The organism is Sphingomonas longa (genome assembly GCF_016892685.1).
Classification (GTDB): domain Bacteria; phylum Pseudomonadota; class Alphaproteobacteria; order Sphingomonadales; family Sphingomonadaceae; genus Sphingomonas; species Sphingomonas longa.
Genome location: NZ_JAFEMC010000005.1, coordinates 245,336 through 260,426, shown reverse-complemented (window position 1 = coordinate 260,426; position 15,091 = coordinate 245,336). Strand labels below are relative to the sequence as shown.

13 protein-coding genes are annotated in these 15,091 nt (G+C 67.1%); 6 read left to right on the top strand and 7 right to left on the bottom strand.

Going from position 1 to position 15,091, the window contains the following annotated elements; all coding sequences use genetic code 11:
- Positions 1–6: 6 nt before the first annotated feature.
- Together ILT43_RS16540 and ILT43_RS16535 are read left to right on the top strand one after the other, a co-directional pair.
- Entirely contained in the window at positions 7–1,059 is a 1,053-nt protein-coding gene (locus ILT43_RS16540; RefSeq protein ID WP_204200091.1) for an alpha/beta hydrolase, read from the top strand.
- Positions 1,056–2,621 (top strand): family 43 glycosylhydrolase, encoded by a 1,566-nt coding sequence (locus ILT43_RS16535; protein ID WP_204200090.1) that lies wholly within the window; start codon positions 1,056–1,058, stop codon positions 2,619–2,621. Before ILT43_RS16540 ends, ILT43_RS16535 begins: the two co-directional genes overlap by 4 nt.
- A 4-nt stretch (positions 2,622–2,625) precedes the next feature.
- Here ILT43_RS16535 and ILT43_RS16530 read toward each other — a convergent pair whose 3' ends face one another.
- Positions 2,626–3,426, bottom strand: a complete 801-nt coding sequence (locus tag ILT43_RS16530) for an enoyl-CoA hydratase (RefSeq protein WP_204200089.1) — start codon at positions 3,424–3,426, stop codon at positions 2,626–2,628.
- Complete coding sequence (locus tag ILT43_RS16525; protein ID WP_204200088.1) at positions 3,423–4,610, bottom strand: CaiB/BaiF CoA transferase family protein; 1,188 nt, start codon at positions 4,608–4,610, stop codon at positions 3,423–3,425. Before ILT43_RS16525 ends, ILT43_RS16530 begins: the two co-directional genes overlap by 4 nt.
- A gap of 165 nt (positions 4,611–4,775) precedes the next feature.
- Here ILT43_RS16525 and ILT43_RS16520 point away from each other — a divergent pair, with 165 nt between their 5' ends.
- Genes ILT43_RS16520 through ILT43_RS16510 form a run of 3 tightly spaced genes read left to right on the top strand, consistent with a single transcriptional unit; the run spans position 4,776 to position 7,553 of the window.
- Complete coding sequence (locus ILT43_RS16520) at positions 4,776–6,671, top strand: pyrroloquinoline quinone-dependent dehydrogenase (RefSeq protein WP_239474960.1); 1,896 nt, start codon at positions 4,776–4,778, stop codon at positions 6,669–6,671.
- Positions 6,672–6,681: 10 nt separating this feature from the next.
- The gene (locus ILT43_RS16515) at positions 6,682–7,026 is read left to right on the top strand and encodes a hypothetical protein (protein ID WP_204200086.1); all 345 of its coding nucleotides are present in this window, start codon (positions 6,682–6,684) and stop codon (positions 7,024–7,026) included.
- Entirely contained in the window at positions 7,026–7,553 is a 528-nt protein-coding gene (locus ILT43_RS16510) for a gamma carbonic anhydrase family protein (RefSeq protein WP_204200085.1), read from the top strand. The genes ILT43_RS16515 and ILT43_RS16510 overlap by 1 nt, the downstream gene beginning before the upstream one ends.
- A 1-nt stretch (position 7,554) precedes the next feature.
- On the opposite strand, the gene ILT43_RS16505 is transcribed toward ILT43_RS16510, so the two are convergent.
- The 4 genes from ILT43_RS16505 to ILT43_RS16490 form a co-directional block, all read right to left on the bottom strand.
- Complete coding sequence (locus ILT43_RS16505) at positions 7,555–8,535, bottom strand: SMP-30/gluconolactonase/LRE family protein (RefSeq protein ID WP_204200084.1); 981 nt, start codon at positions 8,533–8,535, stop codon at positions 7,555–7,557.
- Between the two features lie 16 nt (positions 8,536–8,551).
- Complete coding sequence (locus ILT43_RS16500; RefSeq protein ID WP_204200083.1) at positions 8,552–8,968, bottom strand: 3'-5' exonuclease family protein; 417 nt, start codon at positions 8,966–8,968, stop codon at positions 8,552–8,554.
- A gap of 20 nt (positions 8,969–8,988) precedes the next feature.
- Positions 8,989–9,903 carry a cupin domain-containing protein gene (locus ILT43_RS16495; protein WP_204200082.1) on the bottom strand — a complete coding sequence of 305 codons (915 nt, stop codon included), beginning with the start codon at positions 9,901–9,903 and terminating at the stop codon, positions 8,989–8,991.
- An 80-nt stretch (positions 9,904–9,983) separates the two neighbouring features.
- Entirely contained in the window at positions 9,984–10,448 is a 465-nt protein-coding gene (locus ILT43_RS16490) for a hypothetical protein (protein ID WP_204200081.1), read from the bottom strand.
- Between the two features lie 137 nt (positions 10,449–10,585).
- On the opposite strand from ILT43_RS16490, the gene ILT43_RS16485 reads away from it, so the two are divergent.
- Positions 10,586–11,608: a cupin domain-containing protein gene (locus ILT43_RS16485; RefSeq protein ID WP_204200080.1), complete on the top strand. Its 1,023-nt coding sequence runs from the start codon at positions 10,586–10,588 to the stop codon at positions 11,606–11,608.
- 63 nt (positions 11,609–11,671) lie between these two features.
- Here the strand turns inward: ILT43_RS16485 and ILT43_RS16480 are convergent, their stop codons facing one another.
- Complete coding sequence (locus ILT43_RS16480) at positions 11,672–14,701, bottom strand: TonB-dependent receptor domain-containing protein (protein WP_204200079.1); 3,030 nt, start codon at positions 14,699–14,701, stop codon at positions 11,672–11,674.
- Positions 14,702–15,091: the final 390 nt, after the last annotated feature.

The window sequence follows — 15,091 nt, the reverse complement described above, 5'->3', positions numbered from 1 at the left end:
GGTATCATGATGAAGTTGCTGGTGGTCGCGCTCGCCCTGTCGTTCGCTGGTTCGGCATCGGCGCAGGTGAAGACGCCCGCACCGCCCCCGGTCGCGGGCGCGAAGCCCGTCACGATCGAGCGGATCACCGTCCACTCCCCCGCGATCGAAGGCAATCTGGAGGGCGAGAGCCCGGATCGCGCCGTGCTGGTGGTGCTGCCACCGTCCTATCGCACCGAGGCGAAGCGGCGCTATCCGGTGGTGTACGCGCTGCATGGCTATTCGATCGGTGCGGAGCAGTGGGTGGGTGAGATCCACGTGCCGCAGACGATCGAGGGCGCGTTCGCGAAGGGCGCCCGCGAGGTGATCGTGGTGCTGCCGGACAGCAAGACCGCGCATAACGGCTCCTTCTACTCCAGCTCCGTGACGGTCGGCGATTTCGAAACGTTCGTGGCGCGCGACCTCGTCGCCCATATCGACGGGCATTACCGGACGATTGCCGACCGGCGCAGCCGCGGCCTCGCCGGGCATTCGATGGGCGGATACGGCACCGCGCGCATCGGCATGAAGCATCCGGACGTGTTCGGCGCGCTGTACATGATGAGCCCGTGCTGCCTCTCGACGCGCGCGCTCGGCACGCCCGATGCGACGACGGAGGCGACGCTACGTGCGTTGAAGTCGCCGGCCGACAGTGCCAGCCTGTCCTGGGGCCTGCGCGCGCAGTTGGCGACCGCGGCTGCGTGGTCGCCGAACCCCAAGGCGCCGCCGCTCTATCTCGACCTGCCGATCAAGGATGGCCAGCCGCAGCCCGACGTGCTGGCCCGCTGGTCCGCCAACGCACCGCTGGCGATGCTCGACCAGTATGCGGCCAATCTGAAGCGCTACGCCGCGATCGGCATCGACGTCGGCGACCGCGACGGGTTGAAGGACGATGCCGAGAAGCTGCACGCCGGGCTCGACCGCTACGGCATCGCCAACAGCTTTCAGGTCTATCCGGGCGATCATACGAGCGGCGTCGCCGGACGCGTTCAGGATCACATGCTGCCGTTCTTCTCGCGCGCGCTGGCGTTCGCGCGGTGAGGGCGCGGACCGCGAGCCTTGCCGCCCTCATGGTCGCCGCATCGGCATCGGCGCAGGTCTGGCGGTCGGATCAGGGCGACGGGACGTTCCGCAACCCCGTCCTGTACGCGGATTATCCGGACCCAGACGTCATCCGGGTCGGGCAAGATTACTATATGGCGAGCACGACCTTCGCGAACGTGCCGGGGATCACGATCCTGCACAGCCGCGACCTCGTGAACTGGACGATCGCGTCGCATCTCGCCAACCGGCTGGAAGGATTGCCGCAATACGACCTGACGGGCGGTACGGCGTATCGGAAGGGGCTCTACGCCTCCAGCCTGCGCCATCACCGTGGTACCTATTACCTCGCGAACACGCCGGTCGGGCAGAAGACACGCATCTGGTACGCCCGTGACGTGCGCGGGCCGTGGCGCTTCCACGAACTGGACCGGGAGGCGTTCGATCCCGGATTGTTCATCGAGCCGGACGGGCGCGCCTATCTGGCGACGGCCAGCACGGCGGACGGGACGATCACGCTGCTGACGCTGGACGCCGCGCTGGCCCACGTCACCGATGCGCGGAAGATCCACTATATCAAGGGCGCGGAGGGATCGAAGATCATCCGGCGCGGCGCCTATTACTACATGTTCAACGCACTGCCGCCGCGGCTGGCGCTGTCCGTGTCGCGCGCGCGCAGCCTGTTCGGCCCGTGGGAGACGCGCGACCAGATCGACGACAAGACCGGCGGGCATCAGGGTGCGCTGGTCGACCTGCCCGACGGCGGCTGGTTCGGCTTCGTCATGGAGGACAGCGGCGCGATCGGCCGGATGACCAATATCAGCCCCGTCTTCTGGCAGGACGACTGGCCGGTCTGGGGCACGCCGGCGGCGCCCGGTCGGGTGCCCGCGCGTGCGGCGAAGCCGATCGCCGGTGCTCCGTTCGCCGAACCAGCGACGTCCGACGGTTTCACAGGACGACGACTGGGGCTGCAATGGCAATGGAACCACAACCCCGATCCGACGCGCTGGTCGCTGGCCGAGCGTCCCGGCTGGCTGCGGCTGCGGCCGACCCCGGCCGAGCGGTTCTGGACCGCCCGCAACACGCTGACGCAAAAGGGGCAGGGGCCGGCCAGCCGGGCGGAGGTGAAGCTCGACATCGGTCATCTGACGCCGGGCGATCGATGCGGCTTTGGGACGTTGGGCCAGTATAGCGCCAATCTGACGGTGACGCGCGGCAACGGCCGCCGCGCCGCCGTGACGATGGAGGTCACGGAAGACTCCGTCGACGGCGCGCGAACGGAGGTGCGCGCGAGCGCGACCGTGCCCGCCGGCGACACCATGTGGTTGCGTACCGACATGGACTTCACGACCGATCGCGGCCGTGTGGCGTACAGCATGGACGGGCGGCGCTGGACGGGGCTCGGCGGCGATTTCCCGCTGGCGTTCGCGTGGCGAACGGGCACCTTCCAGGGCGAACAGTTCGCGCTGTTCTGCTACGCACCCGGCGCCAGCAAGGGTTGGGTCGATATCGACAGTTTCAGGCTGTCCGCGCTCACGCCCGCCGGGCGGGTGCGAAAATGACCGGCTACTCGCCCGTCCAGTCGGGCACGCGTTTGGTCTTGGCGAGGAAGTCCGCGACGCCGCGGCGGAAATCGGCGCTGCCGTAGACCTGCGCGATCAGCGGTTCGATGTCGGGCAGCGCGTCGTAGGTCATGCGCCGGATCGTGGCCTTGGTCGTGCGTGTCGTCAGCGGCGCGTTCGCGGCGGCACGTGCGCAGAGCGAAGCGACCTCCGCGTCCAATTCGCCGCGTTCGACGATGTTCAGCAGGAATCCGCTGGCCAGCAACTGGTCGGCGGTCAGGAACTCGCCGAGCAGGACCATGCGCTTGGCGAACTGGATGCCGACCGCGCCGCCGATCCGCGCCACGCTGGCGGCGGACAGGCAATTGCCGATCGTGCGGCCGATCGGGGAGCCGAACTTCGCGTCGGGTGTGGCGATGCGCAAATCGCAGGACGACGCGATGTTCAGGCCGCCACCGACCGCCCAACCCTCGACCACGGCGATCGTGGTGCACGGGATCGCGTCGACCGCGGCCATGCACTCGTCGATCTCGCGCTCATAATCGATACCCTGCCGGCCGTCGGTATAGTCGGCGAACTTCGCGATATCGGTGCCGGAGATGAACGCCTTGCCGCCGGTGCCGCGAAACGTCGCGACGCGCACGGAGGCGTCGTCGGCGATGTCCCGCGCCGCATCGCGGAGCGCCAGCCACATCTCGCCGGTCAGCGCGTTGAAGGCGGACGGGTTGTCGAAGCGGACATGCACGGCGGGGCCGTCGCGCTCGACGACGATCCGGCCCGGAGAGGAAGCGGGCGCGTCGCTCATTCCGCGGCCTCGGCACGGGCGGGCAACAGGCCCTTGTCGATCAGCTCCTGCCGGATCTCCGCATCATGCTCGTTGATGAGCGGCGGCGGCAGCCGCACCTCTTGTGGGGTGCCGCGCATCTTCACGGGAAAACCGAGCGCCTTGAACTCGCCTTCGATGGGGTGCGGCACCTGCATGACCATGTCGCGCGCGACCGATTGCTCGCTCGCCACCGCTTCGCCGTAATCGAGGATGGGGGCGGCGGGTACGCCGGCCGCGAGCAGTGCGTCGATCCACTCCTGCTTGGTGCGGGTCAGGAAGGTCGGGGCGAGATCGTCGATCAGTTGCAGGCGATTGGCGACCCGCGCGGCGTTGGTCGAATAGCGCTCGTCCTCCTGCAACTCGGGCCGCCCGACGACTTTCAGGAAGGTCAGCCACAAGCCCTGATTGGCCGCGCCGATGACGAACCAGCCGTCCGATGCCAGCACCGCCTGATACGGCGCGGACATGCGGTTGGCGGAGCCGATCGGCGTCGGCGGCTTGCCGGTGCCCCAAAGCTCGGTCGTCTCCCAGATCGACAGACCCAGCGCCGCCTCCAGCAGCGATGCATCGATATACTGGCCCTTGCCGGAGGTCTGGCGACCGATGATCGCGCTGAGGATGCCGTAGACGGAGAACAGGCCGGCGCCGAGATCGGCGACCGCGATCGAGTTCTTCGCCGGCTCCATACCCGGAAATCCGTTGGAACTGAGCACACCCGACATCGCCTGCGCGATCAGGTCGAAGCCGGGACGCTGCGCCCACGGGCCGGTCTGGCCGAAACCGGAGATGCTGGCATAGACCAGCCCCGGATTGATCGCCGACAGCGTGTCGTAATCGATGCCCAGCCGCTGCGACACGCCCGGTCGCGCATTCTCGACCACGATGTCGGCGGTCTTGACCAGCGCGTACAGGACCTCGCGGTCGGCCTCGTCCTTCAGGTTCAGCGTGATGCTGCGCTTGTTGCGGTTGAGCGCCAGGAAGCCGGGACTGTCCTCTCCCTTCAGGCGAAACCCCATCGAATGGCGCGTCGAATCGCCCGTGTGCGGCGGTTCGATCTTGATGACGTCCGCGCCCATGTCGCCCAGCAGCATGCAGCAGAACGGCCCTGCCATGACCTGCGATATGTCGAGGACCCTCAGGCCCGCTAGCGGCAAGGTCGGCATCGTCAACTCCTCTCACGTGATCCGTCGTTCGACATCCCCGCCGCTGACGGATCATATTGTATATGATCGATCAGCTTGCTAGCATCATTCCGGTAAGGCGACAACGCCGCGGACCGTCAACAGGCGCGCCCGGCCAAGCGATGTGGGAGAGTAGGCTTGTCGAGGATGGATGCGCGCCGGTTCAGGCGTGTCGCGGCGATCGTGATCGCTGCACTGCCGGTCGCGCCGCTGCTGGCGCAGGCCGGTGGTGATTGGTCGAGCTATGGCCGCGACGAAAGTCATGCGCGTTTTTCGCCTTTGACGGAGATCACGCCCGCCAATGTCGGCAAGCTGCGACAGGTGTGGAGCTATCACATGCGCCCCGCCGGCACCGCGGGCGAGAGCATCCCGATGCCCGACAGCGTGCCGGCCAAGTTCCGCACCGGTTTCTCCGCGTCCGAAGCCACGCCGGTGGTGGTGAAGGGGACGATGTACCTGGCGACGCCCTATCGCCGGGTCGTTGCGCTGGACGCCGCGACCGGGCGCGAATTGTGGGTGTTCGCGTTGCCGGGCAACGACCAGCCGTCGACGCGCGGTGTCGCCTACTGGCCGGGCGGCAAGGGCGTCGGTCCGCGGATCGTGTTCGGATCGCGCACCGGCAAGCTGTTCGCGCTCGATGCCGCGACGGGCAAGCCGGTCGACGGGTTCGGTACGGCCGGTGCGGTGGACATGAAGACGCCGGAGGTGATGAACGGGACTCGCGCGCCGCTGGGGCTGAGCAGTCCGCCCGCCGTCTACCGCGACCTGATCATCACCGGATCCCGCGTGCAGGAAATGCCCACCAAGGGCGCGGCGGGCGACGTGCGCGCCTGGGATGCGCGCACGGGCAAGCTGGTCTGGACGTTCCACACGATTCCGCAGCCGGGCGAAGCGAATTTCGGGACGTGGGAAGGCGAAAGCTGGAAGAACCGGTCGGGCGTCAACGTCTGGACGTTCGTCGTCGTCGACGACAAGCGCGGCATCGCCTATCTGCCGGTGGGCGCACCGACCTTCGACCGCTGGGGCGGGGACCGCAAGGGCGCGAACCTGTACGGCAACTCGATCGTCGCGGTGGAGGCGGCGACGGGCAAGTATCTCTGGCATTTCCAGACGGTGCATCACGACATCTGGGACGTCGACCTGCCGACCGCGACGCTGATCGACGTGCGTCGCGGCGGCAGGACGATCCCGGCGATTGCGGTGATGAACAAGACGGCGATGATGTTCATCCTCGACCGCGTCACCGGCAAGCCGCTGTACGACGTGCGCGAGGTGCCGGTGCCGACCGACACCGATGTCGCGGGCGAGCAGCCCTGGCCGACGCAGCCGATGCCGGTGAAGCCGGCGCCGCTCGGCCGCCTGACCTATGACGCCGCGGACCTCGTCGCCGGGCCACCGGCCCTGCGCGCGGCGTGCGAGAAGATGGTCACGGACCTCAAGATCGCGCCCAGCAAGTTGTTCCAGCCGCTGCGCGCCGACTCTTCGGTCAACTTCTTCCCCGGCAGCCTGGGCGGAGTCGACTGGGGCGGGGGCGCCTTCGATCCGAAGCAGGGCCTGTACGTCATCAACGTCAACAACCTCGCCAGCCCGCAGCAACTGGCGCAGCAGCCGGACGGAAGCTGGGGAATGAAGGCCGGTTACGCGTATTTCCTCGATCCGGAGACGGGCAACCCCTGCCAGAAGCCACCCTGGGGCGAGCTGGTCGCGGTGAACGTCAACACCGGCGACATCGCGTGGCGCAAGGTGCTGGGCAAGAACGACGACCCGCTGTTCGCGGACGCCGGCGTCATCAGCGCGGGCGGCCCGATCACCACCGCCAGCGGCCTGACCTTCATCGGCGCGACCCGCGATTCGATGATCCGCGCGTTCGAGACGCGGACAGGCGCACTGCTGTGGAGTGCGACCCTGCCCGCGTCGAACTACGGCACGCCAATGACCTACCGTGCCGCCGATGGCCGCCAGATGCTGGCGACCGTGGCGACCGGCGGCTTCGCGTTCCAGCCCGCCACCAGCGATCAGGTGGTCGCCTATGCCGTTCGCTGAGGAGTTCCGTATGTCGCGTACCCGCCCCTATCGCCTGGTCCTGACCACCGCCGCCGCGGCGATGATCGGGGCCGCCTCGCTGGCGGCGGGGATGCCGCAACAGGCCGCGCCGCCGCCGGCCGGACCGGGGCTGGACCTGGTCAACGAGCGGTGCGGATTCTGCCACACCACGAATCAGGTCTTTGCGGCGCGCAAGACTTCGGCAGAATGGCCGGCGATCGTCCAGTCGATGATCGATCGTGGCGCCGAGCTGTCGCCGGAGGAGCAGAAGACCGTGAACGACTATCTCGTCGCGCATTACGCCACCGACAAAGCCGCCGCCGGGCCTGCCGCATCGGGCGCGGCGGCGCACTGATGCCGCGCTATCGCATCGACGGGCAGGAACCGCAGGTCCCGGCGTCGAGCTGGATCGCGCCGTCCGCCGACCTGATCGGCGATGTGCAATTGGGCGACGAGGTGGGCGTCTGGTTCGGCGCGGTGATCCGCGCGGACAATACGCCGATCGTGCTGGGCGATCGCACCAATATTCAGGAAGGCGCGATGCTCCACTCCGATCCCGGCACGCCGCTGACGATCGGGGCGGACTGCACGGTCGGGCACCACGCGATCCTGCATGGCTGCACGCTCGGCGACCGGGTGCTGGTGGGGATGGGCGCGACCGTGCTGAACAACGCCGTGATCGCCGACGACTGTCTGATCGGCGCGGGCGCACTGGTGACCGAGGGCAAGAGCTTTCCCGCCGGCAGCCTGATCATCGGCTCGCCCGCGCGCGCGGTGAAGGAATTGTCGCCGGAGGTGATCGCCGGGCTGAAGGCGTCCGCCGCGGGCTATGCCACGCGGCAGGCGCACTTCGCGACGGCGCTGGAGCGCCTGCCCGACTGATCTACCGCGTGTATCGCGGCAGCACCCCGGCAACCTTGGTGCGCAGGCGGTACACGCTGGTCGACGCGGTGATGTAGAGCGTGCGACCGTCGCCGGCGAACGCCAGGTTGGCGGCGACCTCCGGCAGCTTCAACTGCCCCAGCACCTTGCCCTGCGGCGAGATCACCCGGATTCCGCCGGGCCCGGTCGCCCAGATGTTGCCGCGCGTATCGACCTTCAGCCCGTCCGCACCGCCGCCACCACTCGCCGGAAAGGCGATCAGCACGCGGCGATCGGACACCGCCCCGTTCGCGCCGACCTTGTACGCATAGATGGTGCCGGGAGGGCCATAGTCGGTGACGTACAGCGTCTTGCCGTCCGGCGAGAAGCCGATGCCGTTGGGCAGCTTCAGGTCGGTGATGACCGGCGTCAGCGCGCCCTTCGCGTACCGGAATACCGCGTTGTACGGCAGTTGTTTGGCGGGATCGCGGTCCATGCCGTTGAACAGGCCGAATGGGGGGTCGGTGAACCACAGCGACCCGTCGCGCGCGAAGACCAGGTCGTTGGGGCTGTTCAGCCGCTTGCCCTGATAATCGGTCAGGAACGCCACCGGCCGGTGGTCGCTGCCGACGCGGGCGATCTGGCGGGCGCCCATCTGCGCCATCAGCACGGTGCCGTCACGGTCGGTGACCATGCCGTTGGACCCGATGCTCTTGCCGGCCGGCGGGTTGGGCAGGCCGCCCGAATTGGCGATCAGCTCCTCGACCTTACCGGTCGGGTCGACGGCGCGCATCTTGTCGCCGTTGACGTCGGAGAACCAGAGGCGGCCGTCGTGCCACATCGGCCCCTCGGTGAAGGTGAAGCCGGTCGCCACCCGCTCGATCGCGGTGCCCGGCGCGATCAGCGCGTCGAGCTTCGGGTCGAGCCGCTCGACGCGCAGGTCCTGCGCCGCGGCCGGGGCGGCCACGGCCACCAGCAGGGCTGCGATGATCGTGTTGCGCATGATCCTTGTCTCCCCGTCAGACGGCGTCGGTGAGCAGGACGAGATAATCCTTGTTCAGGACGGTGTTCTCGATCAGCGGCCAGTTGCGTTGATGGATGTCGGACTTGATCCACACCTGCCGCTGCTCCTCGCTCTCATAGGTCAATTGGAAACGGTAGTTGATGCCGGTCGCCGGCGCGGGGCCGCCCTGGATCACGGAGCGCAGCTTCAGCATCTTCAGGTCGACGAACCCACGCCCGCGGAAACTCTGTGCGGCCGGGAGGAAGTGGGTGTGGAAGGCGTCCAGCATCTCCTGCTCGCGCGCCGGATCGACGGCGAGGTCGCAATAGAGGACGATCGGCTTGCGACGGCTGCGCTGGGCGCGAACGACGGCCGGCATGGCCAGCCCGGAGCCGGCCGCGGCGATGAGTTTCAACAGGTTGCGACGATGCATGGCATTCTCCCCTTCGAGTGTCAGCGCGGCCGTGGAGCGGTGGCGGCGGCGTAGGCTGCCTTGGCCGCGAGATCTTTCGCGACACCCACGACCATCAGTTCGAGCGGCGCGGTGCCGGTGGCGCGGATCGCGCGCGGCTGGTCGATGTCGACGGGCAGCGCGTCGCCGGTGCGCAGCGGCGCCGTCTGACCGGCAACGGTCGCCTCGCCGGCGCCGCCCACGACATAATAGACTTCGCTGATGCCGGGCTTGGTCGCGGTGCCGACCGAGGCACCCGGCGGGATCAGCAGGTGATCGACGAAGGTCCACGGCGTCGCGAAGACGGCAGGCTCCAGCGTGCGGCGATACCGGACCGTGCCGGTGCCGCCATCCATCCTCTCCACCGGCTTCAGCTTGCTGCGGTCCAGACGAAGGCTGATGAACTGCGGCACGGGATCCAGCGCGGCGGTGTCACGCGGATCGCCGAGATCGAAATTATCGTAGCGCTTCGTCATGCCGACATTGATGTTCAGCCACTGCATCGGCCGGTCGGTAGGGTTATAGACGCCGTGTGCGTGACCCATCCGGTCGGGTACCGCGGCGGGTCCGGGAAGCGTCGCGGTGCGCCCGTCGATCGTGAACTGGGCATCGCCGTCGAGGATGACGAACATCTCCTCGCACTGGTTATGGAAATGCTGGCCGATGCCGCTGTGCGGGGCGATCACGCCGCGGTGGACGAAGATGAGATTGGTGCTGAGTGCGTCGGGGCCGAGCAGGGGCGCGAAGGCCATCGATCCCGCGCCGGCATGCACGCCGCTGGCTTCGCGGTACTTGCCCGGATCGGTGTGACCGATACGTTCCGCCAGCGTGCGGGAACCTTGGGCGGCAGCCGGAGCGGCGGCGACGATGGTGCCGACCAGTGCCAGCCATCGCGCGACTGTGCGAGCATGCGCCACGTAACTCTCCCCGTCTGCCGCCGGTATGTGCCGGCGTGTGCAGGGACTATATCAAGCCTTTGCAAGAATCATATAGGATATTATGGCATCTGGCGCGCCTTGGTCGGGCGGACCGTGATCGGCTGACGCCCGCGGATGTCCAGAAAGGTCGTCCCGATCGCACTACGGCGCAGCGAGACGCTTTCGCCGACGCGTGGAGGGGCGGCGGTGTTGGTGGACGTGAGGAACGCGCGACCATCGTCCAGCGCGACCCGGTAGCGCCCGTAGCGCAGACGCTCGACGGTAACGATTCGGCCTGTGCGATCCGCCACGATGCTGGCGGCAGGCGGGACGTAGCTGGAGACGGGTGGGCTGGACGGACGGCGCTGTGCCGCCGCCGGGGGGCGGGCTACGGCCGGCTCCGTCGGCGTGTTCCGTGCGTCGTAGCAGGCGAGACGCTTCGAGGGCTCGGTGATCGCGCGACAGTCCTGCGGTTCTGGCAAGGCTATTGGTGACATCACGGCGAGAAGTGCGGATACCGTTTCGAAAGCGGCAGTTACAATCATATACGCGATCCTCTCCTGCCGACGTTGCGGCTCACCGATGCCAGTCTGTTGCAAATCCGGTTGACCGGCAAGCCTGCATCATATCCTATATTATCGGAAACGATAGGCGCCGTCCGAGCGTCGTGGAGGATGAGGATATGATGATCGACCGAACCTATCTGCTGGCGGGCGCGACGGCGCTCGCGATGGGCATGGCCTGTGCCGCACCGTTGCTGGCGCAGGCGGGAGCCCCCGGTGCCCCCGGCCCCGGCGCATCGTCTGGACCGCCGCCGGCCGGCCGCTTCGTGCCGCCGCCGCCGGTGGAGATGTGGACGCCGAAGAAGACGCCCTATGCCGCTTATGACGCGCCGAACCGGCCGTGGTGGAAGCTCGCGGACGTGGTGGCGATGCACAAGGGCAAGGCGAACTGGTCGCAGCCGATCATCCGCAACAAGGATATCGTCGCCGACTGGCACCAGCAGGCGGCGGGCGGCAGGACGCCGGAGCTCGCCTATCCCGACAACCGCACTGCGATCATCGTCTGGAGCGGGCAGTTGCGCGTCAATATGGCCGGCGTCGAGCCGTTCGTCGCCACCAAGGGTTTCGAGATCGACGTGCCGCTGCGCGTGCCGTTCACGCTGGAGACGGTGGGTAACGAACCCGCTTTGTGGTTCGAGGTGCATGCCGCCAGCGACGTGCCGCTCCATCCGGTTGCCACCACGCCGAACCGGCCGAAGGACGTCGCCGGGTTCCAGTACGAGCGTCGCCTGATCTCCGGCGGGCCGGGCACGCACGACGCGCAGAACCGCCCGTTCCTCGACTATTACAAGGATGTGGTCGGCGGCGGCGCGCGGGCGGGGGCGTTCGTCGCGGCACAGCACCTGTTCGTGAACAACATCCGCGGCAAGGCGACACCGACGCCACCGCCCAGCAACCTCGGCCATTTCCACGTCGGCTATGACGAGTTCTGGTTCGTGATGGAGGGCAATATCGATCTTCAGATCGAGGGCGAGCCGCTGATCAAGGCGGCGTCGCCGGGCGACGTGCTGACGGCGAAGCAGGGCCGCTGGCACCGCGCCAGCTTCGGCGGGCCGGAGGGGCAGATGGGCACGCGCGTGGCGGTGAATCCCTATCCGTCGGGCCTCCACGGCTACAGCCTGGAATCGCGCGGACGTCAGTAGCAGCCGGATACAAAAAGACCGCCCCCGCGACCGGATGGTCGCGGGGGCGGCAGAGGGGGCTCTTCAGAACTTCATGCGCAGGCCCAGCGTCGTGAGCCGGCCGATCGGGTTCGACACGAAGCCGTTATAGCCCCATGCCCCGCCCAGAATGCCGTTGGTGTTGCCGTTGTAGAAGGGCGGGTCCTTGTCGAACATGTTCTGCATGTCGACGAACAGCTGCCAGCCGCGCAGCATGTTCTCCCCACCGAACGTATATTGCAGGTGGATGTCGAAGATGTCGTTGTTCTTGACCTTGTCGCCGCCACCGGTGGGATTGCCCACCGCATCGACGGTGATCGGCGCGACCGAGGTGCTGATCCAGTTGCGATAACCGCCGGTGTGGTTCCAGAACAGGTCGGCGGAGAAGCCGCTCCACTCCCACCCCAGTTGCGCACGGTTCTTGAACTGCACCGAGGGGAAGGTGGTGTTGTAGCCCGACGTGTTGAGGATGCTGAACGTCGTGCCGCCACCGAAATTCTGCTTGAACTTCGTGAAGTAGGTGAAGGCGCTGCCGATCGTGAAGCGGCCCATGTCGGTGGCCGGGGTGCGATAGCTGAACTGGCCGTCGATCCCCTCCACGACGAGGTTCAGGGCATTGCGCGAGCTCTGGTCGATCAGGAAATACACCTGCGGCGGAACCGCGCCGGAGATCGACGCGCCGTTCGCGATGTTGGCGAAGCTATTGATCTGGTCCGCGGTGCAGGTGGTGGGGCAGATCGTCAGCAGCGGCCGTAGCCCCGCCGAATTGACGATCGCGCTGGGGCTGGGCGAACTCACGCCACCGATGAAGGTATTGTGGAAGAACGTACCCGCCGCGACGAAGCCCGGCAGGAAACGTGGCGACAGATCCGCACCGACCGACCAGCTCCGCCCCTTTTGCGGGACTTCGTTGGTGAAGCCGCCGCCAAGCTGCCGCCGCAGACCCTGAATGGCGGAGGTGCCGATGACGCAGGTGGTGCTGCCGCACTGCACCCCCGGGATCTGCGCGACATCGGGGTAGTTGGCGATCGGCACGGAAATCTGCGTGCCGTTCACGCCGACGCTGCCCGACGCGTAGAGGTATCCCTGCGTCGGATCGCCGATCACGCCGATCGGCGGCGCCACGAACGAGCGCGAATAGTTGCCGCGCAGCTTGAACCCCTCGAACGGTTCCCAGTTCGCCGCGAATTTCGGGTTGCTGGTGTCGCCGACGTCGCTGTAGCTGTCGTACCGGCCGGAAATGCTGACGTCGATCCGGTGGGCGAAGGGGATGTTCATCTCCGGCGAGATCACCGGGATGTAGAGTTCCGCGTACACCGACTTGATGTCGCGATCGTAGTTGTAGACGCGGAAGTTCGATCCGGTGGTGGTCGGGCCGGTGTTGTTCGACCCGGTGATCTTCTGCGTCTGCTCCTGCCAGTAATATTCGCCGCCGACCGCGATCTTCACCGTGCCGCCGGGCAGGTCGAACAGCGACCCTTGCAGGTCCAGCTTCACCTGGTTGAAGGTGTTGTAGTTCGTGTTCTCGCTGTTGGCGCGGTACAGCTGCCGGATCACGGAATCCGGCGTGCGATTGGTGCCGAGGCCGTTCCACACGTCGAGCGCGTTGGCGGTGGTCAGCGGCAGGTTCAGCGCGATGACGTTCTGGCCGGCGATGTTGGTCGCCGTCGTGCTGCCGCTGAGCTGCGCGGTGCCGTTCAGCGCCAGCAGCGCGCAGGAGGTGCAGAAGCCGTTGACGGTGTTCAGTGCCGACCGGTTCCAGCCGAACGCGTCGCTGAACGTGATCGTCCAGTCCTCCGTCAGCTTGTAGCCGGCGACGGCGGTGGCGTAGATCGAGTCCGCCTGCGACTCCGTCTCGCCGTAATTGCCGTCGGTGGTGGGAAACAGGAAGCTGACGCTTTCCTGCGTCGCGTTCGGCGCGCCGGCGGGGGCGACGAAGAACGGATTGATCTGCCCGCCGCGGCCGGATCCCGGACCGAACACCGTGGCGTTGCTGATCCCGCCTGGTCCGTTGGGGGCGTGCGTCTCCTGACGATTATAGTTCATCGTCGCGGTCACCGTCAGCCGGTCGCCGAAGTCGTTGGTGACCTTCACGAACGAATTGGCACGGAACTGGGCGGGCAGCAGCGTCGCGTAGATGGAGTTGTTGCACGGCGCGTTGCTGGGCGTGTTGGCGACCGTGGTGGTGGCGCCGGGAGAGGTGAATACGCCCGACACGCCGGGGACGATGATCGTCGCCGGGCTGCACTGAAAGCTCTGGTTCACGCTGCCGCCGACCGCGCGGTAATCGCCGCGGCTGGCGAATTCGCGATCCCGGTTCAGCAGCTTCGACTGGTCGCTGTACGATCCGGCGACGTAGACGCCGCCCGTCTCCCACGTCTTGCCCCAGATGAAGTTGCTCTGGAAGTCACGGTAATTGTCCGCGAAGCTGGTCTGGATGTTCGCTTCCAGCCCGTCGAAAGTGCGCCGGGTGATGAAGTTGACGACGCCCGCGACCGCGTCCGATCCGTAGACCGACGATGCGCCGTCCGCGAGCACCTCGACACGCTGGATCGCGCTGATCGGGATGATGTTGGGATCGGTCTGCGAGAACTGGGTGCCGCCGCCGGGCAGGCGCAAGCCGTCGACGATGACCAGCGTGGTGTTCGAGGACGATCCCGCCAGGCTGTGGATCTGCGGTGCGTAGTAGGAGAAGCCGTTCTCGCCCTGCGACACGGAGCCCGCGGTCGAGATCGCGGGCACGGTGTTGACGAGTTGCGAGGCGTTGACGGGTGCTGTCTTCTCGATCGTTTCCAGCCCGACCGAGACGAGGTTGGAGCCGATCGGCGCGACGCCGCGGATGGCGCTGCCGGTGACGATGATGTCGGCGCCGCCGCCGTCCGCGGTGTCCTGCGGATTGACGACGGGGGTCGCGACGGCGGGGCGATCCTCCTCCGCCTGCTCGTCCGCTGCCGGTGTGGGTGGCGTGGTCGCCTGTGGGGCACCGGCCTGCGCCAGTGCGGCTTCGCTCCACATCAACGCCAATGCCAGAGCGGCACCGGACGCAATGATCCTGTGGTTCAGTCCCTTTCGCATATCACTCCCCTTTATGATCACATATCGTATCGTATATGATTCGCTTATGGATATGCCTTCGGAAGCGCGCGGTCAACGCACTCGTATTTTTGTGATTTCTAGGGCGGTCCGGCGACGGCAAACATCCTCATGGGCGGCAATGGCGCGGGACTTGGCCGCTCGTAATTCCCGTGCCGGGCGCGGTTTGGTCGGACATTTGCGGTGACGATCGCAAACTGTCATTGTGAGGCAGCAATCGTTCAACTTGGCCATGCGGCACCGCTGCTTGGCACTAATTTCGACCCAGCCTTCCTATTCACCTGCGGTAGCCCCGCGCCGTTGTCGTACGTTATCAACGGCAGGACACGCCGTGATAACCCCCTGACCGCCGTCGACCGATCGTCGACAGCC